Annotated in this window: 21 protein-coding genes and 1 pseudogene; 14 read left to right on the forward strand and 8 right to left on the reverse strand. The window is 70.2% G+C overall.

Features of this window, described 5'->3' with window-relative positions; genetic code table 11:
* The first annotated feature begins 5 nt into the window (after window positions 1–5).
* The gene (locus tag ACFC51_RS29115; RefSeq protein ID WP_376376445.1) at window positions 6–1,400 is read left to right on the forward strand and encodes a sensor histidine kinase; all 1,395 of its coding nucleotides are present in this window, start codon (window positions 6–8) and stop codon (window positions 1,398–1,400) included.
* A gap of 16 nt (window positions 1,401–1,416) precedes the next feature.
* Here the strand turns inward: ACFC51_RS29115 and ACFC51_RS29120 are convergent, their stop codons facing one another.
* Both ACFC51_RS29120 and ACFC51_RS29125 read right to left on the reverse strand, forming a co-directional pair.
* Window positions 1,417–2,415, reverse strand: coding sequence for a TAXI family TRAP transporter solute-binding subunit (locus ACFC51_RS29120; RefSeq protein WP_376376443.1), 999 nt, complete (start codon window positions 2,413–2,415; stop codon window positions 1,417–1,419).
* A 126-nt stretch (window positions 2,416–2,541) separates the two neighbouring features.
* Window positions 2,542–3,456: a YceI family protein gene (locus ACFC51_RS29125; protein ID WP_376376441.1), complete on the reverse strand. Its 915-nt coding sequence runs from the start codon at window positions 3,454–3,456 to the stop codon at window positions 2,542–2,544.
* A gap of 261 nt (window positions 3,457–3,717) precedes the next feature.
* Here ACFC51_RS29125 and miaB point away from each other — a divergent pair, with 261 nt between their 5' ends.
* Together miaB and ACFC51_RS29135 are read left to right on the forward strand one after the other, a co-directional pair.
* Window positions 3,718–5,238 (forward strand): tRNA (N6-isopentenyl adenosine(37)-C2)-methylthiotransferase MiaB, encoded by a 1,521-nt coding sequence (miaB, locus tag ACFC51_RS29130; protein ID WP_376376439.1) that lies wholly within the window; start codon window positions 3,718–3,720, stop codon window positions 5,236–5,238.
* A gap of 14 nt (window positions 5,239–5,252) precedes the next feature.
* Window positions 5,253–5,972, forward strand: a complete 720-nt coding sequence (locus tag ACFC51_RS29135; RefSeq protein WP_376376437.1) for a class III extradiol dioxygenase subunit B-like domain-containing protein — start codon at window positions 5,253–5,255, stop codon at window positions 5,970–5,972.
* A 114-nt stretch (window positions 5,973–6,086) separates the two neighbouring features.
* Here the strand turns inward: ACFC51_RS29135 and ACFC51_RS29140 are convergent, their stop codons facing one another.
* Complete coding sequence (locus tag ACFC51_RS29140; RefSeq protein WP_376376435.1) at window positions 6,087–6,329, reverse strand: antitoxin; 243 nt, start codon at window positions 6,327–6,329, stop codon at window positions 6,087–6,089.
* Window positions 6,330–6,504: 175 nt separating this feature from the next.
* Between ACFC51_RS29140 and miaA the strand changes: the two genes are divergently transcribed.
* The gene (miaA, locus tag ACFC51_RS29145; protein WP_376376433.1) at window positions 6,505–7,443 is read left to right on the forward strand and encodes a tRNA (adenosine(37)-N6)-dimethylallyltransferase MiaA; all 939 of its coding nucleotides are present in this window, start codon (window positions 6,505–6,507) and stop codon (window positions 7,441–7,443) included.
* Between the two features lie 398 nt (window positions 7,444–7,841).
* On the opposite strand, the pseudogene ACFC51_RS29150 reads toward miaA, so the two are convergent.
* A pseudogene (locus ACFC51_RS29150) lies at window positions 7,842–8,203 on the reverse strand (ISAzo13 family transposase); the annotation flags it as partial.
* Between the two features lie 441 nt (window positions 8,204–8,644).
* On the opposite strand from ACFC51_RS29150, the gene ACFC51_RS29155 reads away from it, so the two are divergent.
* The 3 genes from ACFC51_RS29155 to ACFC51_RS29165 all read left to right on the forward strand — a co-directional run bounded on the left by ACFC51_RS29155 (window position 8,645) and on the right by ACFC51_RS29165 (window position 11,045).
* Window positions 8,645–9,004, forward strand: coding sequence for a peptidase inhibitor family I36 protein (locus tag ACFC51_RS29155; protein WP_376376429.1), 360 nt, complete (start codon window positions 8,645–8,647; stop codon window positions 9,002–9,004).
* 1,240 nt (window positions 9,005–10,244) lie between these two features.
* The gene (locus tag ACFC51_RS29160) at window positions 10,245–10,430 is read left to right on the forward strand and encodes a hypothetical protein (RefSeq protein ID WP_376376428.1); all 186 of its coding nucleotides are present in this window, start codon (window positions 10,245–10,247) and stop codon (window positions 10,428–10,430) included.
* Between the two features lie 402 nt (window positions 10,431–10,832).
* The gene (locus ACFC51_RS29165) at window positions 10,833–11,045 is read left to right on the forward strand and encodes a hypothetical protein (RefSeq protein ID WP_376531675.1); all 213 of its coding nucleotides are present in this window, start codon (window positions 10,833–10,835) and stop codon (window positions 11,043–11,045) included.
* A 422-nt stretch (window positions 11,046–11,467) separates the two neighbouring features.
* Here ACFC51_RS29165 and ACFC51_RS29170 read toward each other — a convergent pair whose 3' ends face one another.
* Genes ACFC51_RS29170 through ACFC51_RS29180 form a run of 3 tightly spaced genes read right to left on the reverse strand, consistent with a single transcriptional unit; the run spans window position 11,468 to window position 13,505 of the window.
* Window positions 11,468–11,917 carry a hypothetical protein gene (locus ACFC51_RS29170; RefSeq protein WP_376531677.1) on the reverse strand — a complete coding sequence of 150 codons (450 nt, stop codon included), beginning with the start codon at window positions 11,915–11,917 and terminating at the stop codon, window positions 11,468–11,470.
* Window positions 11,918–11,958: 41 nt separating this feature from the next.
* On the reverse strand, window positions 11,959–12,975 hold the full coding sequence (locus tag ACFC51_RS29175) for a hypothetical protein (RefSeq protein ID WP_376531679.1): 1,017 nt from the start codon (window positions 12,973–12,975) through the stop codon (window positions 11,959–11,961).
* Window positions 12,976–12,989: 14 nt separating this feature from the next.
* The gene (locus ACFC51_RS29180) at window positions 12,990–13,505 is read right to left on the reverse strand and encodes a hypothetical protein (RefSeq protein ID WP_376376420.1); all 516 of its coding nucleotides are present in this window, start codon (window positions 13,503–13,505) and stop codon (window positions 12,990–12,992) included.
* A gap of 1,101 nt (window positions 13,506–14,606) precedes the next feature.
* On the opposite strand from ACFC51_RS29180, the gene ACFC51_RS29185 reads away from it, so the two are divergent.
* The 5 genes from ACFC51_RS29185 to hflX all read left to right on the forward strand — a co-directional run bounded on the left by ACFC51_RS29185 (window position 14,607) and on the right by hflX (window position 21,509).
* A complete protein-coding gene (locus ACFC51_RS29185) occupies window positions 14,607–15,044 on the forward strand; it encodes a hypothetical protein (RefSeq protein WP_376376417.1) in 438 nt (145 codons plus the stop codon).
* Window positions 15,045–15,097: 53 nt separating this feature from the next.
* Window positions 15,098–15,970: a diaminopimelate epimerase gene (gene dapF, locus ACFC51_RS29190; protein ID WP_376376415.1), complete on the forward strand. Its 873-nt coding sequence runs from the start codon at window positions 15,098–15,100 to the stop codon at window positions 15,968–15,970.
* Window positions 15,971–16,110: 140 nt separating this feature from the next.
* Window positions 16,111–18,258, forward strand: a complete 2,148-nt coding sequence (locus ACFC51_RS29195) for a RelA/SpoT family protein (protein WP_376376413.1) — start codon at window positions 16,111–16,113, stop codon at window positions 18,256–18,258.
* A 106-nt stretch (window positions 18,259–18,364) separates the two neighbouring features.
* Entirely contained in the window at window positions 18,365–19,855 is a 1,491-nt protein-coding gene (locus tag ACFC51_RS29200; protein WP_376531681.1) for a M1 family metallopeptidase, read from the forward strand.
* Window positions 19,856–19,988: 133 nt separating this feature from the next.
* A complete protein-coding gene (hflX, locus tag ACFC51_RS29205; RefSeq protein ID WP_376376409.1) occupies window positions 19,989–21,509 on the forward strand; it encodes a GTPase HflX in 1,521 nt (506 codons plus the stop codon).
* A 145-nt stretch (window positions 21,510–21,654) separates the two neighbouring features.
* Here hflX and ACFC51_RS29210 read toward each other — a convergent pair whose 3' ends face one another.
* Window positions 21,655–22,866 carry a trypsin-like serine peptidase gene (locus ACFC51_RS29210; protein WP_376531781.1) on the reverse strand — a complete coding sequence of 404 codons (1,212 nt, stop codon included), beginning with the start codon at window positions 22,864–22,866 and terminating at the stop codon, window positions 21,655–21,657.
* A 339-nt stretch (window positions 22,867–23,205) separates the two neighbouring features.
* Here ACFC51_RS29210 and ACFC51_RS29215 point away from each other — a divergent pair, with 339 nt between their 5' ends.
* A complete protein-coding gene (locus tag ACFC51_RS29215; protein WP_376531682.1) occupies window positions 23,206–24,597 on the forward strand; it encodes a diaminobutyrate--2-oxoglutarate transaminase family protein in 1,392 nt (463 codons plus the stop codon).
* 27 nt (window positions 24,598–24,624) lie between these two features.
* Window positions 24,625–26,550, forward strand: a complete 1,926-nt coding sequence (locus tag ACFC51_RS29220; protein ID WP_376379271.1) for an IucA/IucC family protein — start codon at window positions 24,625–24,627, stop codon at window positions 26,548–26,550.
* Window positions 26,551–26,563: the final 13 nt, after the last annotated feature.

Below are 26,563 nucleotides of genomic sequence, written 5' to 3' on the forward strand. Positions count from 1 at the left end.
TTCCTGTGCGCACCCGCCTGCTCCCCCTGCTCATCGTCCTCATGGCCGCCGTGCTGCTGGCCCTCGGTTTCCCGCTGGCCGTGCGGGTGGCCGCGGCCGAACAGCAGCGGGTCGTCATCGACCGGATCGACGACACCGCGCGTTTCGGCGCGCTCGCCCAGTTCGTCAGCGAACCCGTCCGCGGCTCCGACGAACGGCGGCGGACCCTCCGGACCGAACTCGAGGCCTACGACTCGGTGTACGGCATCCGGGCCGGAGTCTTCTACCGGGACGACAGGGCCCTCGCCAAGGCACCCGCCTCCTGGACCCTGCCCGCCGAGGGGGAGGGGCGGGAGGCCTTCCAGGAGGCCCTGCTCGGCCGTCGCTCCCACGACCCGCCCCAGGTCTGGCCCTGGCAGCACGGCAGGATCGTCGTCGCCTCCCCGGTCGTACGGGACGGGGACGTGGTCGCCGTCGTCGTGACCGACTCGCCGACCGGCGACATGCGGTCACGGACCGTGCGCGGCTGGCTGCTCATCGCTCTCGGGGAGGCCGTGGCCATGCTGGTGGCGGTCGGTGCGGCGATCCGGCTCACCGGCTGGGTGCTGCTGCCCGTCCGCGTGCTGGACGCGGCCACCCACGACATCGCGAGCGGCCGGATGAGGTCGCGGGTCGTCGCGTCCGGCGGTCCCCCCGAACTCAGGCGGCTGGCAAGGTCGTTCAACGAGATGGCCGACAACGTCGAGGACGTGCTGGAGCAGCAGCGGGCCTTCGTGGCCGACGCCTCGCACCAGTTGCGCAACCCGCTGGCCGCTCTCCTGCTCCGGATCGAGCTCCTCGCACTCGAACTCCCCGAGGGCAACGAGGAGATCGCCTCGGTCCGTACGGAGGGCAAGCGCCTCGCGCAGGTCCTGGACGACCTCCTGGACCTCGCGCTGGCCGAACACGCGGCGGCGGACCTGCAGCTCACGGACATCGCGGCGCTCACCGGCGAGCGGGTCGCCTCGTGGCGCCCGCTGGCCGAGGAGAAGGGCGTGCGGCTGACGCAGGACGGGGCGCCCGCGGTGACGGGCTGGGCGGACCCGATCGCGCTGTCCAGCGCGCTGGACGCCGTCATCGACAACGCGCTGAAGTTCACGCCGGAGGGCGAGGAGGTCAGGGTCACGGCCGGATCCGACGGGGAGAGCGCGACCGTCGTGGTCGCGGACCGCGGGCCCGGTCTCACGGAACAGGAGCTGGAGCGCGTCGGGGACCGGTTCTGGCGCAGCGGGCGGCACCAGAACGTCAAGGGGTCCGGGCTCGGCCTCTCCATCTCGCGTGCGCTGCTCGCGGCGGGCGGCGGGACGATCGGCTACGGCACCCACGAGCCGCACGGCCTGCGGGTCACCGTGACGGTGCCGCGCAATCCTCCGCACGTGTGAGACCCGCACCGTCCCGTCAGGGCTTGGCCGAGCGGTAGTAGCGCTTGGCGCCCTCGTGAAGGGGCAGCGGATCCGTGTAGATCGCCGTCCGCAGGTCCACCAGCTGCGCCGAGTGCACCTCGCGGCCGATCCGGTCGCGGCTGTCGATCACGGTCCGGGTGAACGCCTCGGTCGTCAGCGGATCCACCCGGTCCGTGGTGATCAGCAGATTGGAGACCGCCACCGTCTGCACCTCCTGCCCCTGCTGGGCGTCGTGGTAGGCGTCCGCCGGCATCACGGCCGAACGGTAGTAGCGGGTGGACCCGCCGGCCGCCTGGAGCTCGGTGATCAGTTTCTCGTCGAGGGGCACCAGGCGGATCGCGAACCTCTCCGAGAGGTCCTGCACCGCGCCGGTCGGCAGGCCGCCCGACCAGAAGAAGGCGTCCAGCCGTCCGTCCGTCAGCCTCTCCGGCATGGTGTCGATGCCCGCGTGGACGGGGGTGATGTCGGCCGTGGGATCGAGGCCCGCCGCCGTCATCAGCCGGTCGGCGACGAGAAGCACCCCGGACCCCGCCTGCCCCACGCCGACCCGCTTGCCGCGCAGATCGGCGACCGTCCGGATCCCGGAGTCCCTGGGCACGATCAGCTGGACGTAGTCGTCGTAGAGGCGGACGCAGCCCCGCAGCCGGTCGGCGCCCGCCTTCCCGCTGCGCAGATACGTGGCGACGGCATCGGCCGTGGCGATGGTGAAGTCGGCCTTTCCCGTCGCCACCCGTTCGACGTTCTGCTGGGAACCCTCGCTCGTCTGCAGCCCTATGGACACCTTGGGCATGTCCTTGGCCAGGGCGCCTTCCAGCCGCTGGCCGTAGCGCTGGTAGACCCCGCTCCGCACGCCGGTGGAGAACGTGAGCGAGCCGCTCGGCTCCTCCTCCCCGATCGGGAGGACCCACCACAGCAGCAGTCCGAGCACGACGGCGGCGGCGGCGCCCCCCTGAAGGGTGCGTCGCCGGCCGAAACGGGACAGTGCGTGCAGCATGGCGCGATCCTGCCATTCGCCGGCCCGTGCTGGCCAGGGCGGACAGGTCACAGCCGTGCCCCAGCGGCCCGTCCTCCTCCCGCGGTCAGGGCCTCCGGGCCGCGGGACGGGAGGCCCCCTCCGCCGTCACTCCGGGGGCGTGGGGGTGTCGGGGCCCTGGAACATCGTCTGGATGTCCAGCTCCAGCTGGATCGTGGGCCCGACGATGGCGATGCCGCGGGCGAGCATGTTGCGCCAGTTCAGGGTGTAGTCCTCGCGGTGCAGCTCGGCCGTGGCGCGCGCCGCGCAGCGCAGTTCCTCGCCGTATCCGCCGTTGACGGCTCCCAGGTACTGCGTGTCCAGGGAGACGGAGCGGCTGACACCGTGCATCGTCAGCCCTCCCTGCACCGTCCAGTTGTTCCCGCCCCGGTACACGAAGCGCCTGCTCGCGAAGTGGAGGTGCGGGTAGTTCTCCACGTCGAGGAAGTCGGCCGACCGCAGATGGTTGTCCCGGGTCTTGTTGCCCGTGGTGATGCTCGATGCGTCGATGCGTATCTCCACCTGCGAGTCCTCGACGACGGGTGCGATCCGGACCCCGCCCTCGAAGGCGGTGAAGCGGCCGTGCACGTTGGCCATCCCGACGTGCTTCGCGATGAAGCGGATCGCGGTGTGCGGCGGATCGAAGAGCCAGGTGCCGGGTGCAGGGGGCTCCAGCTGCCGGGCCACGTCCAGTTGCACGCGGCCCATCGACAGGGTCTCGCCCGCGGCGATCCCGAAGGTCCAGCTGGCCGGCTGCATCCCCTCGGCCGTCATCAGCAGGCGGTAGTCGCCGGGCGGCAGGGCCGCGACGAACATGCCGTAGAGGTCCGTGGTGCCCTTCGCGACCGTGCGGGCCGTCTCCTGGGCGGTCACCGTGATCTCGGCGCCGCCGAGCGGCTGGCCCATCGGGTCGATCACCTCGCAGGTGACGGTTCCGGCCCCGGCCGGTACGGGAAGAGCGAATCTCGCACCGCCGCCGGAGGCCTCCTTGGATCGCCTGCCGCGGAGGAGAGAGAGGACCATGACATGCACCTTTCGAGCGTGGAAGATCAGCATAGGAAGAGAACGGAACGAGGCATTCAACGGCCCCCCGGGTCTCCGGACCGGGACGGCCCCCGCTGTCCGCGGGCCCGCGGACACAGCCGGCCCGGCCGGGCGTTCCGCGTGAGGACGCCGCAGCCCGGGCCCGGGGCGGCAGGGGCGGCCCGCCCCCGAGGCTGCCGTGCGCGTCGCGCCCGGGCTCCGGCGTAGGGGCGTGCTCCGGGTACCGCCTACCCTTGTCCCATGACCAGCGGCAACCGGAGCGAAGCAGTGGACGTCCAGAAGAGCTACGAGGTACGCACTTACGGGTGCCAGATGAACGTCCACGACTCCGAACGCTTGTCGGGTCTCCTGGAGGGCGCCGGTTACGTGCGCGCCCCCGAGGGCTCCGACGGTGACGCCGACGTCGTCGTCTTCAACACCTGCGCGGTGCGCGAGAACGCCGACAACAAGCTCTACGGCAACCTCGGCCGCCTCGCCCCGATGAAGACCAAACGCCCCGGGATGCAGATCGCCGTCGGCGGCTGCCTGGCGCAGAAGGACCGCGACACGATCGTCCGGCGCGCCCCCTGGGTGGACGTCGTCTTCGGCACGCACAACATCGGCAAGCTGCCGGTGCTCCTGGAGCGCGCCCGGGTCCAGGAGGAGGCGCAGGTCGAGATCGCCGAGTCCCTGGAGGCGTTCCCCTCGACGCTGCCCACCCGCCGTGAGTCCGCCTACGCCGCCTGGGTGTCGATCTCCGTCGGCTGCAACAACACCTGCACCTTCTGCATCGTCCCGGCGCTGCGCGGCAAGGAGAAGGACCGCCGCACCGGCGACATCCTGGCCGAGATCGAGGCACTCGTGGCCGAGGGCGTCAGCGAGATCACCCTGCTCGGCCAGAACGTGAACGCCTACGGCTCCGACATCGGCGACCGGGAGGCCTTCTCCAAGCTGCTGCGGGCGTGCGGCACGATCGAGGGCCTGGAGCGCGTGCGGTTCACCTCGCCCCACCCGCGTGACTTCACCGACGACGTGATCGCGGCGATGGCCGAGACGCCGAACGTCATGCCGCAGCTGCACATGCCGATGCAGTCGGGCTCGGACACGATCCTCAAGGCCATGCGCCGCTCCTACCGGCAGGAGCGCTTCCTCGGAATCATCGAGAAGGTGCGTGCCGCCATGCCGGACGCCGCCATCTCCACCGACATCATCGTCGGGTTCCCCGGGGAGACGGAGGAGGACTTCGAGCAGACCATGCACGCCGTGCGCGAGGCCCGTTTCGCGAACGCCTTCACCTTCCAGTACTCCAAGCGCCCCGGCACCCCCGCCGCCGACATGGACGGGCAGATCCCCAAGGAGGTCGTGCAGGAGCGGTACATGCGCCTGTCGGCCCTCCAGGAGGAGATCTCCTGGGAGGAGAACAAGAAGCAGGTGGGCCGGACCATCGAGGTCATGGTCGCGGAGGGCGAGGGACGCAAGGACGGTGCCACGCACCGGCTGTCCGGCCGCGCTCCCGACAACCGTCTCGTCCACTTCACCAAGCCGGCCGAGGACGTACGCCCCGGGGACGTCGTCACGGTCGCGATCACCTACGCCGCTCCGCACCACCTGCTCGCCGAGGGCGTGCCCCTCGGCGTCCGCCGCACCCGGTCGGGCGACGCCTGGGAGAAGCGCACGGCCGCTCCTGCCGCACAGCCCGCCGGGGTCATGCTCGGACTGCCCGGCATCGGCGCCCCGGCGCCGCTGCCCGCGGCCGCCACCCCTGGGTGCGGCTGCGACTGAGTACGCTGACCGGCATGCTTGTCGCCGCCGCCGTCTGTCCCTGCCCGCCGCTCCTGGTTCCCGAGGTGGCCGCGGGCGCCGGGCCCGAGCTCGACGCCGCGAGGAACGCCTGCCTCGACGCACTGGGCGTGCTCGCCGCCTCCCAGCCGGACCTGCTGATCGTCGCCGGGCCCGCCGGGCCTGACGACCGGGGCCCGTTCCTCCCGGGCTCGGCCGGCTCCTTCGCCGCCTTCGGCGTCGACCTGACCGTGCAGCTGGGGGAGCCGCCCGCCGGGGCCGCCGCCCCGGAGCGTCCGCTCCCGGCGTCCCTCTCCGTCGGCGCGTGGCTGCTCGGGCGGGCCGGGTGGAGCGGCCCTCCGGCCGAAGGTCTCGGTGTGGGGGAGACGCTGACCACCGAACGCTGCCTGAGGGCCGGGGCCGACCTGGCGGCCAGGGCGGAGCGGGTGGCCCTGCTCGTCATGGGTGACGGCAGCGCCTGCCGTACGGTCAAGGCGCCCGGCTACCTGGACGAGAGGGCGGCCGGCTTCGACGCCGAGGCGGCCCGGGCCCTGGGCCGCGCGGACGTGGCCGCGCTGAGCGCCCTGGACGAGACCCTCGCGTACGAGCTCAAGGCGGCGGGCAGGGCACCCTGGCAGGTGCTCGCGGGCGCCGCCCGGGGCGCGGGTCTGGACGGGCGGCTGCTGTACGAGGACGCCCCCTACGGCGTGGGCTACGCCGTCGCCGCCTGGTCGTGAACCGAGGCCGGGGCGCCGCCGCCCGCCGGTGAACCCGGCGGGTCCGTCGCCGTCATGCGCGGGGGCCGCGGAGCGATCCCGCTCCGCGGCCCCCGGTCTCCGTCGGTACCCGGGTCAGGACGCGGGCGGCGGTGGTGTCCCGCCCTCGTTCTTGTTGCCCAGGCGGTCGACCGCGTCCTTGGCCTTCTGCGTACCGGACACGATCTTGTCGCTGTACTTGCCCTTGGTCTTCTGATCGACGGTGCGGGCTGCCTTGTCGAGGCCCTGGTCGATCTTGCCCCCGTGCTGCTGCGCGAGGTCGCCGACCTTCTCCTTGGCCGGGGCCAGCTTGGCCTTCAGGTTGTCCAGGAAACCCATGGGGCACCTTCCGTGCTGGGGGACTGTGGGTCACATTTTACCCGTCTGTGCGCAATCATGCGTGACTCGCCGTGTCCGTCCGTGCCCGGCGGGGAGCGGGCCGGAAGGCGCTCCTCGCAAGCGCGTGCCGGTTCTCCCGGTCGGGGCGCGTCCCGAAGTTTGGGAGACTGTCCCGGTGAGAAGAGCAGCTCCCAGCCCCCGCGTCATCACCGTCGTCGGCCCCACCGCCGCCGGGAAGTCCGATCTGGGCGTGTTCCTCGCCCAGGAGCTCGGCGGCGAGGTGGTCAACGCCGACTCCATGCAGCTCTACCGGGGCATGGACATCGGCACCGCGAAGCTGACCTCTCCCGAGCGCCTCGGCGTCCCCCACCACCTGCTGGACATCTGGGACGTCACCGAGGCCGCGAGCGTCGCCGAGTACCAGCGGCTCGCCCGCGCCGAGATCGACCGGCTGCTGGCCGAAGGGCGGACCCCCGTCCTGGTGGGCGGCTCCGGCCTCTACGTGAAGGGCGCCATCGACGCCCTGGAGTTCCCGGGCACGGACCCCGAGGTGCGCACCAGGCTCGAACAGGAACTGGCGGAGTCCGGCTCCGGCGCCCTGCACGCCCGCCTCGCCGCCGCCGACCCCGAGGCCGCCCGCGCCATCCTGGCGAGCAACGGGCGCCGGATCGTCCGCGCCCTGGAGGTCATCGAAATCACGGGCAAGCCCTTCACGGCCAACCTCCCGGGCGACAAGGCGGTCTACGACGCCGTCCAGATCGGCGTGGACGTCGAACGCCCCGAGCTCGACGAGCGGATCAGCACCCGGGTCGACCGGATGTGGGAGGCCGGTCTGGTGGACGAGGTGCGCGCACTGGAGGCCGGCGGCCTGCGGGAGGGGCGGACCGCTTCGAGGGCGCTCGGCTACCAGCAGGTCCTGGCGGCACTCGCGGGGGAGTGCACCGAGGAGGAGGCGCGCACCGAGACCGTGCGCGCCACCAAACGCTTCGCGCGCCGTCAGGACTCGTGGTTCCGCCGCGACCCGCGCGTCCGCTGGCTGAGTGGCTCCGAGGGACAGCGCGGAGAACTCCCGCACCGGGCGCTGGCGTTGGTCGAACGGGCGGTCTCGGCCTGATCGCGTGACGGGAGAGCCACGTGTAGGAGAAAGCTTCAGCGCTGCATCGACGCAACTCGGCCAGAGTCCCAGGTGCCGGGGCTTCATCAGCCTTCGACCGTTGGGTACCGCTTGTGCGGATGAGTGCTGACCTGTTGCTGACTGTGCTGATGGCCGGCCAGCCGGGGCGGGTGCAGGTGGGTCCGGGAATTCGCTGTGCGATCCGACTGTGGCCGTCCGCAGGAACCCGTGGATTCGCCGCAGGTCGCCTGCCGGGGCGGCAGGGTGAGTGACGCAAGCCGCACCCGTGCGACTCGACGGCGGTGCAGTGGGCCCTGATCGGGCCGTCGAGCATGTGACATCGGCGATCGTGCGGATTCCTCGTCCATCGAGAGCACCACCGCACTCGGCGGGAGGGCCGAGGTGAGGGCGCACACCGCGGTGTCGTGATCGGTGCCGACGCTGACCCGTCCGGTGCTCGCCGCCCTGTCATGGATTGCGTATTCGACCGCCTTCCCTGACCGGCCAGAGGCCGTGTGTCCTGCCCCTCGGGGCTGCCGTGCGCGGCCGGTGATCTTGTACTCGCCGATCAGCTCCTTCTTCTGCTGTCCATGGAGCGTCCCTGCCGGGGTGCTGAGCATCTTCGATGGTCCTGGCGTCGGCCCGCAGACCGAGGCCTTCCTCTCGCAGCGAACCGGCGACCGTGTCAGGAGACCCGGCGGCCCTGACGGGTCAGCGCCGCTTGCGGCTTCATCGCCCACCGCAGCGGTGCCGTCGGGTCGCGGCCCGGCGGCAGCGACGAACCACCATGCCCCAGCAACAGCGCTCCCGCTCCCATGGCCGGCCGGCGCCGACGCTCGTCCAGATGCGGCAACAAAGCCTGGCCCCTCTCAGCCGGGGCGTACTCGATCCCCTCCGGCCTCCTCCTGCCGCAACAGCGAGTCCCGCAACTGGAAGCCGCGACTTGTTTCCAGACAATTCCTGAATGGACACACCTCGGCTCCCGCCGATGGCTTCACCTTCAGGCCAGAAGAGCTATTTGGCGAGATCGCGTCGCTTGACACAAGGGGAATGTCGGACTCAATGCACTTTGCAATACTGGTCAACGCCCTTCACGACGTCTAGTGTCGTGTCGAATTATGCACGTCACTGCAGTGTCGGACGAAAGGGACGCATTGTGCGTAGGATTCACGTTCTTGCTTGTGTAACTGCTGCGCTCGGGATGGTCGCACTCGCCTCGCCGGTGGAAGCGGCGTCGTACGACGGGGTCTGTAATTCATCGGGCGGAGGGGAGATCTGCCTGTATCGTGACGCGAACGCCAGCGGTATCGTCTATGACACGCTCTATAGCAAGCCGTCGTATACGGGAACATATTTCGGTACGAGTATCTCGATCGACAACAGCGTGACCTCGGTCAAGAACCTCGACCCGGACACCACTGCATATTTGTTCACCAATGCAAATTACACGGGTGACTATGCGACCGCCTGGGCGGGGGCCACGTTGAACGACTTGAGTTCGGCCACGGACAACAAGGTGTCATCACACTGCTTCTGGAGTAACGCCGCTTGCCCCAACTAGCGGCGACGAGGATTGCGGGCGTTATTGAGGGTAAAGCAACGGCAACGCCCGCAAGACTCGAATTCGGAAAGGGTACCTCTCGCATGAACTCGATGCGACGGAAAGTCACACAAGGCGTGGTCGCCATACTTTTCTGTGCCGGATTCTCGGGGTGCACGGCCGAAGGTTCCACGCACAAAGACGGAGCCGAACCCAAAGTGGCGTCCCGGCCCATGACCACGTCCAGCCCGGTCCCGCATCCCCTGGCTTTCCCGCTGGACTCGTACAGATTGAGTGCCCAGGATCGACAGGTCATTGAGCAAGCGGAGTTTGTTCTGGCGAATGAGTGCATGAAGCGACGCGGTATGAGTTGGCCGGCGCCACTCAGACCGCTGGGGCGGAGCCATTCGCCCAACGAACGCCGCTACGCTGTGAGCGATGAAGCCATGGCCTCCCAGTACGGCTACCAGTTGCCCCCTCCCATCGGGGTCACTCGGGCGGAACAGCGTCAGTGGGACAAGGATGGCAAGGAGCGTCTTGCCGGCGTAGCCCCTGCCACTATGAATGCCTACACCGGAGAGGGTGGCGGCGGTCCCGGCTGCAGAGAGCGCGCACGACAGGAACTGGCCATGCAGTGGATCCGCCTCGCCGATCCGGTGGCGGCCGCTTCGAGTGCCGCTTGGCAGCACGCCCAGGCCGACAAGAATGTGCGTGCACTTGACGGCGAGTGGAGCACCTGCATGCGAGCCTCGGGACATCATCGGTCTGATCCCCTGGTTGCCGCCGGCTCATGGTCGGACTCCGGGCTCACGAAGGGGGATTCAATACGTCCGCCAGGAGCGGCAGAGACTGCCATGGCCATTACGGATGTCAAGTGCAAGAAGTCTGTCGACTACATCGCGCGCCGCCAAACCATTGAAGCAAGCTACCAAAGGGACGAAATCTCGTCGCATACGGCTCAGATACGGGCCTACAGGTCCGCGTGGAAACTCAGTCTCGAGAAGGCGCGAGCTGTTTCCAGGAGCTCGTGACAGGATCGTGTCGAACGGTTTCGGCAGGGCGTGACCAACGACGCCTCGACCTGCACGAGGCCTGGTCCTCCTCGCCTGCGCACTCATCTGCTGGAGAAGGATCAGCCGACAGCGTGCGCGGTCCTACGCTGTCCAGCTGTGACTGACAACCCTCTGCATCGGGCCGCCAGTAGGCTCGTCCGCTCCAGCCGGTCCGCTGCCGAGTAACAGGGCACCGGGGACGCTTCGGCGTGGAAGTCGAGTTGGTCGAGCCCGTCACGCAGGCTCGGGCGTTCATCGACTTCGTGAACCTCATCGACCACCTGGCACACCCGGCCCCAAAAGACCTCCCAGCGATCGGTAGCCTCCTCGATGCCGTCGTGCTCGACTTCATGCCCGACGGTGAGCTGCGCCTGTCGGCGCGTCCGTCGTCATGACCCGACAAAGGAACGAAGGCTTCGCCGTCGATCGTGCCGGATGACCGGTGGGAGCGGATCGAGCTGCTCCTGCCGAAGCGGGAGAGACGGTTCAGCTACCTGGGTCGCAAGCCGGTCACGGACCGGCAGGTCCTGTGAGGGATCCTGTTCGTGCTGCACACCGGCATCCAGTGGAACGCCTGTCCCAGAAGCTCGGCTTCGGATCCGGCATGACGGGCCGGCGTCGCATGTGGAACGGGAATGAGGCCGCGGCCCGGCAGAATCTGCACGAGATGCGGCCGGCCGAGCCGAACGTCCTTCGTCCCGTTGATGGGGACGAGCCTGCCGTGACCGGCCGCGATGCCGTGCGGAGTCGGAGCAGCCGAGGTGACCTGACCGGGGAAGGCGACCGGCTGAGACTGCTTGCCGGAGGCCGCGTCCACGGCGATCAGCCAGGTCCTTCCGCTGCTCGTCCCCGTCGTCACTCAGCTGCGTGGACACGACATCGTCCCCGGTGGCGCGGCCCGGGGAAAAATGGGCGAGCGACGCGGTGAGCGGCAGCTCGGCCACCTGCCGCTGCCCAGTTCGACGACGGCGGTGAAGGCGCCGCGCACCATCAGCTCGGGGTCGTTGTGAAGGTCCGAGGCGTGTGGGCGACGGCCGCGTATGTCCTGGATCCGGTCACGCACGCGTTACCTGTCCAGATATCCGCATCGAATCCGACTTCGCAGGGTGGCTACGGTACTGAACTCGTAGCTCTCCTTCTCCTTGCCCGTCAGGACGTGAAAGCCGTGCCGTCACCGGAGGTATACGGGGCCACGTCCTGACGGGCAAGGAGAAGTTCTCGCCCAGGACGGAGGCGCGGTTCTTCTTGCCGACTGCGTGGGGTCTGCTCGTCGCCTCGGGCAGGCTCCTGTCGCCTTGAACGGCATCCTCGGGGACCTTCGGTCCCTGGGCCTGCGGGAGGCGGACAACGACGAGGACATGATCGCCGTCGCCGCCGCCATCACCGCCGCGTATTTCCTCTGCCTCACACGCGCAGAGGTTTACTGCCTTTCCTACTCATGATCGACAAGGGGGGTGAATTCGTCGACGTAGATCTTCGGAATGCGCGGAACCGGACCCATGTCCTCGGAGCCGATCACCGCTTCATCACGCCCGGTTTCACCAGAAGGGACGTCCTGGAGCCAGAATTGGTTGTAGGCGGTCCAGCCCTTACCGTCGGCGATGCTGATCTTGATCGAATACGTCGCGTTCCGTGCGTAGGTATTGGATACCTCGATCTCGGTCCGCACCCCGCCGCTCTCCGGCGTGGCACGCACGACCAGATCTCCGTATTCCAGGACGCGCACACGTCCTTCGGAGTGCACCGACGGCACGGGCGAGGAACGCGGTGGAGGAATGCTCTGCGCCACGCTCGAAGTCGCCGGCCTCGGTGGCTCGGTGGCTCGTTCAGCGGCGTCGTGCGTGCACCCGGCGGCCAGCACGGACGCCGCCAGCAGACCCATCGCCCTGGCCGTACGAAGTCCGGGCAGGGCTGCTCCTGCGCTCACTGGGAGGAGGCAGCCATCTGCTTGCGCGCGGCAGCGACTTCCTTGCCGTGCTGCGACTTGATCCCGGTCAGTCGGCTCTTGTCGCCGGCGATCTGCTCGTTCTGGATCGCGGTCTCCACATCGGACCAGACCTTGACCAGATCTGTCTGCGTCTTGCAGTCGATGTCGTCAACCGCCAGGGCGATGGACTCCTGCGACGGCTGCCCGTCGTTCGTGACGCCCTGGTCCATCGCCTTGTACGGATCGGCAAGTCCCGCATGGCCCTTGCCGTCCATGCACGAAGACCACGCACCGATGGCCTTGATGACCTTGGTGTCCTGCATCGACTGCGTCAGGCTGTCCCCGGCGAGCTCCGCCACGGCGATCGGGTCGGCTTCCTGCGCGCCGAGTTGGTCCTTGGACCAGCCGATGCAGCCGCCCGTCTTCAACTTCTTCCCGTTGTGCTCGGCCCGAGCGGGCTTGACGCCCTGGCCGGGGCTGCTCGACGTCACTCCCGCCTTGGTTCCCTCAGGTGCCTTGAGAGGTTCGGGCTTGGTGTGGCCGGTCAGGATCTCGACCTCGACATCGGACAGATCGCGCAGGGGCTGCTCGGTGTGCTCCCGCAGCGCGGGGGCGAGCTCGTAGCCGTACTTCTGCGCTTCGGCCCGGTCGGTGATGCCGTAGCGACGTTCGATGTTGACATCGTTATCGCTGGGAGGGGGGTTGGCGCCCGCTCGCGGCAACGCCAGCTCGATGCCGTACTCCTTCATGCAGGACTGCTGGAGATCGGTGGCAGCCTGCTCGACGGCGACCTGATCCGCGTAGGAAGCCATGTACTCCTCCAGCGGAAGGGTCAGGTTCTTGGTCAGGCCACTCGTGGGGACCTTCTCGGGCCAGTTGGCCTTGTTCACGATCGTCTTGCTGTCGGCCGCGATCTTCGTGGTGTCCTGAGTCGTGCCGGAGGAACAGGCGCTGACCAGGAAGGCCGAAGCGGTCAGGGCTACTGCGGTGGCTATCCGCTTGGTGTGCTTCACGGAGAAATCCTTCTTTAACCGAAGTGGGAGGATGCGTTGTTGTTGTGCAAAGCGGAGATCAGGTCGGTGAGGTTGCAGTCCCCGTAGGGCCCGTTCTTCGCGAAGTACTGGGACGTGCCGCCGTAGCCGGAGTTGTAGTACACGCGGTAGTTGTCATCCCGGGCGCAGTTCTGTACCGACCCGGCATTGTTCTTCATGTATTCGCCGTTGCCGTTGCCGCCGTTGCCGAAGACATACCGGTAGGTCGTCAGTGACGATCCCTGGTACTGGCTCGTACCCGAGTGGTCGGACACGTTGCCGTAGAAGCTCGTGAACGCCGACTTGATATAGCCGTCCTGGACGGCGAATTGCTTCGTGTTGTAGAACAGCCACAGATCGCCGTACGAGCAGGTGATCCACGGAACATCGCAGTTGTCCATGACTTTGTACTCCGCCGCATGAGCCGGACCGGCGGTCGCCATCACAGCCACCACGGCCGCGAAGGACGTAGCGAAGGCTGCTGCTTTCTTCTTGAAGCGGATGCTCTTCATCAGATCTCCATCGATAGATCATTTATGCGAAGTGGATCTTCACATCCGGTCGGCCGACCTGGCAAGCATGTTCATGACCAAGCCGGGCTTCGTTGCGCCAATGTGATGTCGGGCTCGCGAACGCCGGGGCCGAAGGGAACGAAGGAGGTGACCCGGCGCATGGGTGGTGCGCCGGAGGGTCGGGGGTCATGGCCCTCGCACGGCGTCTTCGACGACTGCGACGGTGACGGGGCGTCAGATTGGCGTGCCCTGTGTCGAGTTGGAGGGCTATGTCCTCCGGCGGTCCAGCTCGTCGGGTCGGCCATGGTGCTGAGTGCGTGGAGTCGGACTGTTCCTCTTGCCGCCGAGCTTCCGGATGCCGACGCCGACGGGCCACCGCAGGTGCCTGATCCGGTCCGGAGCCGGCGTCCGGGGCCGGCTCCACGACGAGATCCTGCACCGCCTGCACGACGCCGGTCTGCTCGACTCGTCCCGGGCTCGACTCAGCTCACCTGGGGGTGAAGCGGGAGCGATCTCACAGGTCCGAGCCCTGCGGACCGAGGTGCGGCGGGTTCCAGGACGCACGTCCTGTCGGACGCGAACGGACTGCCCGTCCTCGTCGGCCTCTCCGCGGCCGACGTCCACCACGGTCTCGCGCTGCAGCTCGTGATCACCGGTCGACGAACGAGACGCGACCCCCTGTCGCGGCCGCTGGTTCAAAACCCGGCCCCTGCATGAGGAGCGAGGCGTGCGGCGTCCCACACCGGTGGAAAATCGCGTGTCGCGGAAGCGGATCGTGCAGAGGTGCGGGAAGCTCGACGGGCGGGGCGCTCTCAGGGCCTGAAGAGGCTCCTCGCGCCCCGCGCAAGCTTGTTCGACATGGTCCCTTCTCCGGATGGTCGCGGCCGGTCAATCCGGCGCTGACCTGCGGCTATTGCTGACCTGCCGCTGACTCGCCGACTAGCAGCACGCGTCTGACCTGCATAAACCCTGAAGCGGCGCTGTAACAGCCTGATCACGTGATGGCATCGGGAAGCTCCGGCCGTCAATTCGGCGGTCTCCGCCGTGCCATCATCGAGCATCGATCGACCAGTGGAGTCCGAGTTGGGAGGGCGCGTGGCGATGGAGGCCGGCCCTCGCGACACAGACCGAGATGCACCGGGTACGCAGCACGAGGCAGGACGCCTGAGCCCTGACGGGCCGGACGAACACCAGGTGGCCCCCGAGGTCGAGGTCGAGCTCCGCCCCGCCCGCAGGCTGCGGATCTGGCAGCTCGCGCCCATCGTGGGCCTGGCGGCGGTCGGCTCCCTGATGTTCGCCTTCCCCCTCGCGTTCGAGTTCGGCGGCGGCGGTGCCGTCGTGGCGATGCTGGGACTGCTGATCAGCTGCTGCGCCGCGGGCTGGGGCATGATGGCGGCGCGCCGCGTGGGCCACACCTGGCCCGGCCTGCCCGGCCGGGGATCGGACGAGCGCCCCGACTGGCGCATGGTCGCGCTGTACGTGGCGGTCTGCGCCGTACTGGTGGCCCTGGCCGTCTGGCGCGTGGCCCGGCTCCGCTGACCTGCCCGGACCCGGATCGGCGGCCCGTCGGCGAAGCCTCGTACAGTTGGCTCGTGAGCACTTCGCAGATCTCCTTCCTCAAGGGCCACGGCACCGAGAACGACTTCGTGATCGTTCCCGACCCGGACAACGCCCTCGACCTGCCGGCCTCCGTCGTCGCCCGGCTCTGCGACCGCCGGGCGGGCATCGGCGGCGACGGGCTGCTGCACGTCGTGCGGTCCGCGGCACACCCCGAGGCCCGGGGCATGGCCGAGCAGGCCGAGTGGTTCATGGACTACCGCAACGCCGACGGCTCCATCGCGGAGATGTGCGGCAACGGGGTGCGCGTCTTCGCCCACCACCTGCGGCGCGCCGGCCTCGTCGCCGAAGGTGATCTGGCCGTCGCGACCCGGGGCGGGGTCAAGCGGGTGCACATCGCCAAGCACGGTGACATCACCGTCTCCATGGGGCGTGCCGAGCTCCCGGAGGACGGTGTCACGGTCACGGTCGGCGGCCGGAGCTGGGCGGCCCGCAACGTGAACATGGGCAATCCGCACGCCGTCGCGTTCGTCGAGGACCTGGCACACGCCGGGGAGCTCCGCTCCGTACCGCCGTTCAGCCCGCAGTCCGTCTACCCGGACGGGGTCAACATCGAGTTCGTCGCCGACCGCGGGCCGCGGCACGTCGCCATGCGGGTCCATGAGCGCGGCTCCGGCGAGACCCGCTCCTGCGGCACCGGCGCCTGCGCCGTGGCCGTGGCGGCCGCACGCAGGGACGGTGTGGACCCCGCGCTGACCGGCGCCCCCGCCACCTACACCGTGGATCTGCCCGGCGGCACCCTGATGATCACCGAATTCCCGGACGGCGGGATCGACATGACGGGACCTGCGGTGATCGTCGCCGAAGGGGTGATCGACCCCTCCTGGCTCGAAACGGTGATCGGTTAGAGCTTCGCTCGAATGGGTGATCCGTTTCACGCTGAGCGAGAGCGGGACTGCGCCACGTGGTGGGGTCGATAGCATCAAGCACCGGCCCGGAGGTGCATCCGCTCCTCTCCACCGCCGGTCGACGTTGCCGGAGGTGCCCCATGAGCGCAGAGGCCACCAATCCAGGTGCTCCCCTTCGCAAGCGCGGTCGTCCACGGATCGATCTGCGCAGGCTGGGCCGTGTCGCCCTGCTCGGGCCGGTCTCCCGTGACCGGCTGCCCGACGCCATCGGGCACGTCGCGGAGGCACACCGAGCGCACCACCCCGACGCCGACCTCTCCCTCCTGCGCAGGGCCTACGTCCTCGCCGAGTCCTCCCACCGCGGACAGATGCGCAAGAGCGGTGAGCCGTACATCACCCATCCGCTGGCGGTGACTCTGATCCTCGCCGAACTGGGCGCGGAGACAACGACCTTGACGGCCTCCCTCCTCCACGACACGGTCGAGGACACGGAGGTGACCCTCGATCAGGTGCGGGAGGAGTTCGGTGACGAGGTCTGCTACCTGGTCGACGGCGTCACCAAGCTCGAGAAGGTCGACTACGGCGCCGCAGCCGAGCCCGAGACCTTCCGGAAGATGCTCGTCGCGACCGGCAACGACGTCCGGGTCATGTCGATCAAACTGGCCGACCGGCTGCACAACATGCGGACCCTCGGTGTCATGCGCCCCGAGAAACAGGCCAGGATCGCCAAGGTCACCCGCGACGTGCTCATCCCCCTCGCCGAACGTCTCGGTGTGCAGGCGCTCAAGACGGAGCTCGAGGACCTCGTCTTCGCCATCCTCCACCCCGAGGAGTACGAGCGCACCCAGGTCCTCATCTCCGCCTGGGAAGGCGCGCAGGACCCGCTCACCGAGATCGCCGACAGCGTCAGGACCACGCTGCGCGACGCCGGCATCAGCGCCGACGTACTCATCAGACCCCGGCACGTCGTGTCCGTCCACCGGGTACGGATGAAACGCGGCGAGATGCGGGGCACCGACTTCGGACGGCTGCTCGTCCTGGTGGGGGAGGACGCCGACTGCTACGCGGTCCTGGGCGAGCTCCACACCTGTCTCACCCCGGTGATCTCCGAGTTCAAGGACTTCATCGCGGCCCCCAAGTTCAACCTCTACCAGTCCCTGCACACCGCGGTGGTCGGACCCGAGGGCGCCGTCGCCGAGGTCCTCATCCGGACGCACCGCATGCACAAGGTGGCGGAGGCGGGCGTCGTCGCGCTCGGCAATCCGTACACCCAGGACGGCAGCACCACGGCGCACCAGGCCGAACCTGCCGACGGCGAGCGCGCCGACCCGACCCGGCCCGGATGGCTCTCCCGTCTCCTCGACTGGCAGGAGTCCGCCACCGACTCGGACACGTTCTGGGCCACGCTCCGCGCCGACCTCGCTCAGGACCGGGAGATCACCGTCTTCCGCACCGACGGGGGGAGGCTCGGGCTGCCCGCCGGCGCCAGTTGTATCGACGCCGCCTACGCGCAGTACGGGGAAGAGGCGCACGGCTGCATCGGAGCCCGGGTCAACGGCCGGCTGGCCACGCTCAGCACCGTCCTGAACGACGGCGACACCGTGCAGCTGCTGCTCGCCCAGGACGCCTCGTCCGGCCCCTCCCCGGAGTGGCTCGACCACGCCCGAACCCCCGCCGCCCGGATCGCGATCACGGCATGGCTCGACACGCATCCCGAGAGCGCGCAAGGCGCCCAGCGGAGCCGGCCGGACGCACCGCGGCCGCACGCCCAGCCGGCCGACGAGCCGCAGAGCAGCCGGGGCAGGACGGCGGGAAGGGCTCCGAGCGTGGCCGTCGACGCGCCGGGTGCGCCGGTCCGGCTCGCCGGCTGCTGCACCCCGGTGCCGCCCGACGGCATCGTCGGGTTCACCGTGCGCGGCGGGGCCGTGACGGTCCACCGCGAGGAGTGCCCCGCGGTGACCCGCATGCGGAACACCGGCCGGGCCGCCGTGGGGGCCCGCTGGAGCGACCCGGGCGACTGGAGCGGCACCACCGACTACCGCGTCACCCTCGTCGCCGAGTCCTTCGGCCGGCCCCGCCTCCTCGCCGACCTCACCGAGGCCATCGCGACCGCGGAAGCGGCCATCGTGTCGGCGACCGTCGAGCCGCCCACCGAGCAGCGCGTCCGGCACACCTACACGCTGCAGCTGCCCGACGCGGCAGGGCTGCCGGGCCTCATGCGCGCCATGCGCGACGTACCCGGCGTGTACGACGTGAGCCGGGCCCAGCAGCCCGCCGCGACGGGCTGACGGCCCGCCCCCGGGGGCCTCTCCTTGCCGCGTCCCGTCGACCCCGTTCGGGTGGTGCGGCGCGCGCCACACCCGTGTGGGCGGTGAGCGCTGGTAGCCGTAGTCCATGCCGCTCACCTCGCGCCGACTGCGTGCCGCTCTGCTGGCCACCGCGTCGGTCACCCTCGTCGCCGCCACCCTGCCCGCACCCGAGCCGCTCGGCATCGGTGACCGACTGTTCCCCCATCTCGGCAACCCGGGCTACGACGTCCTCGCGTACGACATCTCGTTCACCTACAAGGGCAGCAACACCGCACCCCTCGATGCCGTCACCACCATCGACGCGCGGACCACGGCACCCCTGGACCGGATCAACCTCGACTTCGCCCGCGGCGCCGTACGTTCCGTCGAAGTCAACGGCCTGGATGCGGAGTTCGCCACCGCCGGCGAGGACCTGGTCGTCGACGCGCCCGTCCCGCTCCCGGACGGGGCACCCGTACGGATCACCGTCCGGCACACGAGCGACCCCACCGGGGACAAGGCCAACGGGGGCTGGGTCCCCACCGCCGACGGTCTCGCGATGGCGAACCAGGCCGATGCCGCACACCGCGTCTTCCCCGGCAACGACCACCCCGCCGACAAGGCGTACTTCACCTTCCGGGTGACCGCCCCGAAGCAGTTCACGGTGGTGGCGGGCGGCCTTCCCGCCGGACAGCGGCACCACGCGGACACGACCACCTGGACCTACCGCACCGAGCACCCCATGGCGACCGAACTGGCCCAGGTGTCCATCGGCCGCTCCGCGGTCCTGCACCGCACCGGGCCGCGTGGCCTGCCGGTACGCGACGTGGTGCCCGCGGCCGACCGCGAGAAGCTGGAGCCCTGGCTGAAGAAGACCCCGGCGCAGCTGGAGTGGATGGAGAAGCAGGTGGGGCCGTACCCGTTCGAGACGTACGGACTGCTGGTCGCCGACACCGAGACCGGCTTCGAACTGGAGACCCAGACGCTCTCCCTCTTCGAGCGTTCCCTGTTCACCGACGCGGGGTACCCCGCGTGGTACGTCGACTCGGTCATGGTCCACGAGCTGGCCCACCAGTGGTTCGGCGACAGCGTCTCCCCGCGGTCCTGGTCCGATCTCTGGCTCAACGAGGGACACGCCACCTGGTACGAGGCCCGCTACGCCGAGGAGCACGCGAAGAAGCCCCTGGAGCGGCGGATGCGGGAGGCCTACGCGCGCTCCGACACGTGGCGCGCAGCCGGCGGCCCTCCCGCCCGCCCCGACGTCCCTACTCCCGACCACAAGATCAGCCTGTTCAGGCCCGTCGTGTACGACGGGAGCGCGCTCATCCTGTACGCCCTGCGCGAGGAGATCGGTGAGGCCGCGTTCGACCGCCTGGAGCGGACGTGGGTACGTGCCCACCGCGACGAATCGGCCACCACCCAGCAGTTCACCACCCTCGCGTCCACGCTCGCGGGCCGGGACCTGACGGCGTTCTTCGACGGCTGGCTGTACGGGACGAAGACCCCGCCGATGCCGGGCCACCCGGACTGGCGTACCGACGCGCCCCGGGACGCCGCGGCCGGGCGGAGCCCCGCCAGAGCACCGAAACCCGAGTGACGCGCCGGGCGGGGACATGCCACTATCGACGCGTCGGCACGGCGGCCGGCCGGTCGGTCTCCCCCGGGGGAATCTTCCGGCGGGGTCACACGTTGTGACTGACGTAACGGACTTCTATCGACGTAAGGATCCAATGACCTCCTCTTCTTCCCTTCCCCAGGACGCGCAGGACGCGCAGAGCGCCCCGGAAGCCACCTCCGAGAGCCTCACCGAGAGCCTTCGGGCCGACGCCCTGATGGAAGAGGACGTCGCCTGGAGCCACGAGATCGACGGAGAGCGGGACGGCGAGCAGTTCGACCGTTCGGAGCGCGCGGCGCTGCGCCGCGTCGCCGGTCTCTCCACCGAGCTCGAGGACGTCACCGAGGTCGAGTACCGGCAGCTGCGCCTGGAGCGTGTGGTACTCGTCGGTGTCTGGACATCGGGGACCGTCCATGACGCGGAGATCTCCCTCGCGGAGCTCGCGGCACTGGCCGAGACGGCCGGCGCCCAGGTGCTCGACGCCGTGTTCCAGCGGCGCGACAAGCCCGACCCGGCCACCTACATCGGCTCGGGCAAGGCGCTGGAGCTGCGGGACATCGTTCTCGAATCCGGGGCCGACACCGTTGTCTGCGACGGTGAGCTCAGCCCCGGCCAGCTGATCCACCTGGAAGACGTCGTCAAGGTCAAGGTGGTCGACAGGACCGCCCTGATCCTCGACATCTTCGCCCAGCACGCCAAGTCCCGTGAGGGCAAGGCGCAGGTGTCGCTGGCGCAGATGCAGTACATGCTGCCGCGCCTGCGCGGCTGGGGTCAGTCCCTGTCCCGTCAGATGGGCGGCGGCGGCTCCAGCGGCGGTGGCGGCATGGCCACCCGTGGTCCCGGTGAGACCAAGATCGAGACCGACCGGCGACGGATCCGCGAGAAGATGGCGAAGATGCGCCGGGAGATCGCGGAGATGAAGACCGGCCGGGAGATCAAGCGCCAGGAGCGCAAGCGCAACAAGGTGCCCTCGGTGGCCATCGCCGGATACACCAACGCGGGCAAGTCGTCGCTGCTCAACCGCCTCACCGGAGCGGGTGTCCTCGTGGAGAACGCCCTGTTCGCGACCCTCGACCCGACCGTGCGCCGGGCCGAGACACCGAGCGGCCGCATCTACACCCTGGCGGACACCGTCGGGTTCGTGCGGCACCTGCCCCACCACCTCGTCGAGGCCTTCCGCTCCACCATGGAGGAGGTCGGCGAGTCCGACCTGATCCTGCACGTGGTGGACGGCTCGCACCCGGTGCCCGAGGAGCAGCTCGCCGCCGTGCGTGAGGTGATCCGGGAGGTCGGCGCCGTCGACGTACCCGAGATCGTCGTGATCAACAAGGCGGACGCCGCGGACCCGCTGGTGCTCCAGCGCCTGCTGCGCACCGAGAAGCACGCGATCGCGGTGTCGGCACGGACCGGCGCGGGGATCGACGAGCTGCTCGCGCTCATCGACGCCGAGCTGCCGCGGCCGTCCGTGGAGATCGAGGCGCTCGTGCCGTACATCCAGGGCGGGCTGGTCTCCCGGGTGCACGCCGAGGGTGAGGTGATCTCCGAGGAGCACACCCCGGAGGGCACCCTGCTCAGGGCACGTGTCCACGAGGAGCTGGGGGCGGAGCTCGCGGTCTTCGTCCCCGCCGCCCACTGACGCGGCAGACACGCAGGAGGCCGGGCACCCCAGTCACTGGGGTGCCCGGCCTCCTGCGTGTGCGGGCCGGTTCTCCTGCGCGGGCCCGGCTCGCGCGCGGGCCCCGGCACGACGGCTGCCGCGCCGGGGCCCGCGTACCGCGGTCCTACCGCCCCGCGTACTTCTTGCTGACCGCCTGGTAGACGCCCTCGGCCTCCTTGCCCAGCCGGGGGCCGGCCAGCCAGCCTGCCATCACCGGGCCGATGGAGGTGTTGGAGACCAGGGCCGGCTTGCCGTCCTGGCCCTTCGCGACCCAGCCGCCGCCCGAGGAACCACCGGTCATCGTGCAGCCGATGCGGTACATCGTCGGCTGTGCCTCGAACACGGCGAGGCGCCCCGGCTCATCGGTGCACTGCAGGGCCTTCTGGCCGTCGTAGGGCGGGGCGGCCGGGTAGCCGGTCGCCGTCATGCTGTCGATCTGCGGGACGGCCGGGGCGTTGAAGTCGACCGGGAGTGCCGAACCGACGGTCTCCTCCAGGGACTTGCCCGTCGATCCCTTCTCCGGAGCGACCTGGAGCACGGCGAAGTCGTACGGAGCGCCCTGCCCTCCGGTCGCGGCGCCCTGGTTGATCCACTGGTCGGAGGTCTGCGCCCACTGGCCCCACCACACGCCGTACGGAGCGATCTGCTCCTTCGAGGCGTTCTCCAGTTCCGCCGTCGACAGGCCGCTGTCGTTGTACGACGGGACGAAGGCGATGTTGCGGTACCAGCCGCCGTTCTTGCCCGCGTGCACGCAGTGGCCGGCGGTCCACACCATGTTGGACTTGCCCGGGTGGGCCGGGTCCTGCACCACGGTCGCCGAGCAGACCATCGAACCCTCGGGGCCGTCGAACAGCAGCTTGCCGGACGTCGGCGCGCTGTCGTGGTAGGGCGTACCCAGGTTCGCCGCCTCGACCGGGGAGGGGGTCGGATCCGTCACGCCCTCGTCGCCGGAGATGTCGTTGTCGACGGGGTTCTCCGGGGGCTTGTCCGCCTCCCGCATCCGGTCCGGGTCCCAGAGGTCCTCGATGATCGGGTTGACGTAGTCCTTGGCCTCACGCAGCCACTTGTCCCTGTCCCAGTTCCTCCACTCGCCGTCCCTCCACGAGTCGAGGTCGATCCCGTGCTCCTTGAGACGGTCCTTGAGGTCGTCCGGGATCACGACCTTCCCGTCGGCCGCCTGGCCGGTGGAACTGCTCGGCTCGCCGGCCGCGCCGTCCTCCTCCGGCCCGCAGGCCGTGGCGGTGAGCGTCAGCACGGCCGCGAGGGCGGAGGCGGCGAACACCCGGGGGGCGCGGCGGACACTCCCCCCGCGGCGTGCGGTGTCGATCGGGCGCATGGGTCGCATCTGGTGATCCCCCTGGGACTTCGTCACTGACTTCGTTACTGCACTGCGGACTCGGGACACGCGGGCACGGCACGGCGGGGTGCGGCGCACACTCCCGGAGCGGCGGCTCCTTCCCGGGTGCGGCCCCTACTATGCCGGTGCCGATGGGGACGGCGCGCGGCAGGGCCGCGGTTCCGCTGCGCAAGGATCTTCCGATTTACCCGTGATCTCCTGCCGTTCGCGTCGTTGGTACGTACGGGGGACACCCGGACCGCGTTCATTGCCGCATCCGCCCTCGAAGAGGCCGTACCGAGGCGCAACGCAACTGTTACCGCAGGAGGACCGACAGCCGTGGCCGTGACCGAACCAGCTCCGGTGGCGATTCCCCCCGCGCACGAGGGGATCCTGCGGCGTCAGGCGCTGCGCGAATCGGCTGCCCGCACCTATGCGCGGTCCCTGCCGATCGTGCCCGTGCGCGCGCGGGGCATGACCATCGAGGGAGCCGACGGCCGGCGTTATCTCGACTGTCTGTCAGGGGCGGGCACCCTGGCGCTCGGTCACAACCACCCCGTGGTGCTCGAGGCCATCAGGAAGGTCATCGACTCGGGCGCCCCGCTGCACGTGCTCGACCTCGCCACCCCGGTCAAGGACGCCTTCACGACCGAGCTGTTCTCCACGCTGCCGCGGGAGCTCGCCGACGACGCCCGCATCCAGTTCTGCGGTCCGGCGGGCACGGACGCCGTCGAGGCCGCGCTCAAGCTGGTGCGGGTGGCGAGCGGGCGCAGTGGACTCCTCGCCTTCACCGGCGCGTACCACGGCATGACCGCGGGAGCGCTGGCCGCCTCGGGAGGCGCCACGGACGCGGGGGTGACGAGGCTCCCCTTCCCGCTCACCTACCGCTGCCCCTTCGGAGTCGGCGGGGAGCGCGGTGCGGAGATCGCCGCGCGCTGGACGGAACACCTCCTGGACGACCCCAAGGGGGGTGTGCCCGCGCCGGCCGGCATGATCCTGGAGCCCCTCCAGGGCGAGGGCGGGGTGAATCCCGCTCCGGTCGGCTGGATGCGCCGGATGCGGGAGATCACCCAGGAGCGTTCGATCGCGCTGATCGCGGACGAGGTGCAGACCGGGGTCGGCAGGACCGGCACGTTCTGGGCGGTCGAGCACAGCGGGGTCGTACCCGACGTCATGGTGCTCTCGAAGGCCATCGGCGGCTCGCTGCCCCTGGCGGTGATCGTCTACCGTTCCGGGCTCGACCTCTGGCGGCCGGGGGCGCACGCCGGTACCTTCCGGGGGAACCAGCTGGCCATGGCGGCCGGAGCCGCGACCCTCGCGTATGTACGGGAGAACCGGCTCGCGGAGCGCGCGGGGACGCTGGGCGCGCGCATGCTCGCCAGGCTCCAGGCGCTGAGCGCCGACCATCCGAGCATCGGTGACGTCCGGGGCCGCGGTCTGATGCTCGGCATCGAGCTCGTGGACCCCGAGGCCGAGCCGGTCGCCGTCACGGCGGAGAGCGGCGCGGCTCCGCCGCCCGATCCCGCCCTCGCCGCGGCGGTGCAACAGGAGTGCCTGCACCGGGGGCTCATCGTGGAAGTCGGAGGACGGCACAGCGCCGTGGTCCGTCTGCTGCCTCCCCTCACTCTCACCGACGAGCAGGCGACGGCTGTCGTCGACCGTCTCGCCGACGCGCTGAGAGCGGCCGAGCGTTCTCCGTACCGCCGGGCCGCTGCCGGGCCGACCCGCTGATCCCGGACCCCTCACAGGAAGACCGCCGTGAATCCCACCCCTGCGCCCGAGGCCGACGGCCCCCTCACCAGCCAGCAGCGAGGACATGACCTCCCTGACGGGCTGCTCGCCGTCGAGTCGACGACCGTGCCGCGCCAGAAGGCCGGACCCCACGGACCCCCGCGTGCCGGAGCGGACTGCCCGGCCGGAGCCGCATTCGCCGCCCGGCCCGGCCACGCGGACGCCTGGGACCATCCGGACCCGCTGGACCATCCGGATCCGCTCCGGGCCGCGGACTCCGCCGGCACGGAGAACCTGTTGCGCTGCTGGACCAGGGAGAACGACCTGCCCCGGCCGCACGGGGACACCCTGCGCATCCCGCTGCCCGCGAGCGGCACGGCCCTGCTGGTCCCGGTCGCCCACTGGTCCGCTACAGGCTGGCACCGCTTCGGCTCTCCGGTGCTCGAGAACGCGCCCGTCGGTGCCCCGGGCGCCGACGCCGTGACCGTGGCCGCGCTGCTGAGCCGTGAGAGCGAGCGGAGTGCCGGGGTCGACCTGGTGGCCAGGGTGGCCGACTCCGTGCGGCACACCGCTGCCTTCATCGCGGACCGGCGCGGCGCGCCCGACGCGTCGTCCGAGGCGGATCTCTTCCTCGCCGCCGAACAGTCCCTCGTCCTCGGCCACCCCCTGCACCCCACGCCCAAGAGCCGCGAAGGACTCTCCGAGTCCGAAGTCCTGCTCTACTCGCCCGAGTTGCGCGGCTCCTTCCCGCTCCACTGGGTGGCCGTGGACCGCTCCGTGCTGGCCTCGGACTCGTCGTGGACGAAGGCCGGTCGGCCGGTGGCCGCCGAGGCGCTCCTCGCGCCCCACGCCGACGGGCTGAGTCTCCCCCGGGGGACCGCGGCCCTCCCGCTCCACCCGTGGCAGGCCACGGAGGTCCTGCGCCGCCCCGAGGTCGTGGCGCTGTGCGAGAAGGGCCTCCTGCACGACCTCGGCCCGTACGGGGAGCGCTGGCACCCCACCTCCTCCGTCCGTACCGTGCACCGGCCCGGAACCGACCTGATGCTCAAGCTGTCCCTGGGCGTACGCATCACCAACTCCCGCAGGGAGAACCTTCGTAAGGAGCTCCACCGCGGAGCCGAGGTCCACCGGCTGCTCCGCACCGGGCTGGCCGACCGCTGGCGGGAGGCGCACCCGGGCTTCGACATCGTCCGGGACCCCGCGTGGCTGGCCGTCGACTACCCGGACGGAAGCCCCGCCCCCGGCCTCGACGTGATGCTGCGCCACAACCCCTTCGGCCCGGACGACGACGCGGTGTGCGTCGCGAGCCTCACCGCCCCCCGCCCGTGGCCCGGCCGTTCCGGTACGCACTCGCGGCTCGCCGACACCATCTCCTCGCTGGCCGCCCGCACGGGCCGGGCGACCGGGGCCGTGTGCGCCGAGTGGTTCCTGCGCTACCTCGACCGGGTCGTCCTTCCCGTCCTCTGGCTCGACGCCCACGCGGGGGTCGCCCTGGAGGCGCACCAGCAGAACACGCTCGTGCTCCTCGACCACGACGGCTGGCCCGTGGGCGGCAGGTACCGCGACAACCAGGGGTACTACTTCCGCGAGTCCCACCGGAGCGCGCTCGAGCGCCGGCTCCCCGGCATCGGAGCCGTCAGCGACACGTTCGTCTCCGACGCCGTCACCGACGAGCGGCTCGCCTACTACCTGGGCATCAACAACGTGTTCGGGCTGATCGGGGCCTTCGGAGCCCAACGCCTCGCGGACGAAAGGCTGCTGCTCGCCGCGTTCCGCCGCTTCCTCGAAGGCGCCGCGTCACTGGGCTCGCCCCTGCCCGCGTACCTGCTGGAGACCGGCCAGCTGCGCTGCAAGGCCAATCTGATGACCCGGATGCACGGCCTCGACGAACTGGTCGGGCCGGTCGACACCCAGTCCGTCTACGTCACCATCGCCAACCCCCTCCGAGGCTGAGAGTCAGGACCGC

Origin of the sequence: Streptomyces sp. NPDC055962 (genome assembly GCF_042270185.1) — a bacterium.
GTDB lineage: Bacteria > Actinomycetota > Actinomycetes > Streptomycetales > Streptomycetaceae > Streptomyces.

Excerpts from the sequence above, each read along its gene's own strand:
- ACFC51_RS29140 (WP_376376435.1), bottom strand. The coding sequence starts at position 6,329 with ATGGGTTTCCTGGACAACCTGAAGGCCAAGCTGGCCCCGGCCAAGGAG.
- ACFC51_RS29210 (WP_376531781.1), bottom strand. The coding sequence starts at position 22,866 with ATGCGCCCGATCGACACCGCACGCCGCGGGGGGAGTGTCCGCCGCGCC.
- ACFC51_RS29195 (WP_376376413.1), top strand. The coding sequence starts at position 16,111 with ATGAGCGCAGAGGCCACCAATCCAGGTGCTCCCCTTCGCAAGCGCGGT.
- ACFC51_RS29125 (WP_376376441.1), bottom strand. The coding sequence starts at position 3,456 with ATGGTCCTCTCTCTCCTCCGCGGCAGGCGATCCAAGGAGGCCTCCGGC.
- ACFC51_RS29170 (WP_376531677.1), bottom strand. The coding sequence starts at position 11,917 with ATGGGTCTGCTGGCGGCGTCCGTGCTGGCCGCCGGGTGCACGCACGAC.
- ACFC51_RS29155 (WP_376376429.1), top strand. The coding sequence starts at position 8,645 with ATGGTCGCACTCGCCTCGCCGGTGGAAGCGGCGTCGTACGACGGGGTC.
- ACFC51_RS29135 (WP_376376437.1), top strand. The coding sequence starts at position 5,253 with ATGCTTGTCGCCGCCGCCGTCTGTCCCTGCCCGCCGCTCCTGGTTCCC.
- miaB (WP_376376439.1), top strand. The coding sequence starts at position 3,718 with ATGACCAGCGGCAACCGGAGCGAAGCAGTGGACGTCCAGAAGAGCTAC.
- ACFC51_RS29120 (WP_376376443.1), bottom strand. The coding sequence starts at position 2,415 with ATGCTGCACGCACTGTCCCGTTTCGGCCGGCGACGCACCCTTCAGGGG.
- ACFC51_RS29185 (WP_376376417.1), top strand. The coding sequence starts at position 14,607 with ATGGAGGCCGGCCCTCGCGACACAGACCGAGATGCACCGGGTACGCAG.
- ACFC51_RS29180 (WP_376376420.1), bottom strand. The coding sequence starts at position 13,505 with ATGAAGAGCATCCGCTTCAAGAAGAAAGCAGCAGCCTTCGCTACGTCC.
- ACFC51_RS29200 (WP_376531681.1), top strand. The coding sequence starts at position 18,365 with ATGCCGCTCACCTCGCGCCGACTGCGTGCCGCTCTGCTGGCCACCGCG.
- hflX (WP_376376409.1), top strand. The coding sequence starts at position 19,989 with ATGACCTCCTCTTCTTCCCTTCCCCAGGACGCGCAGGACGCGCAGAGC.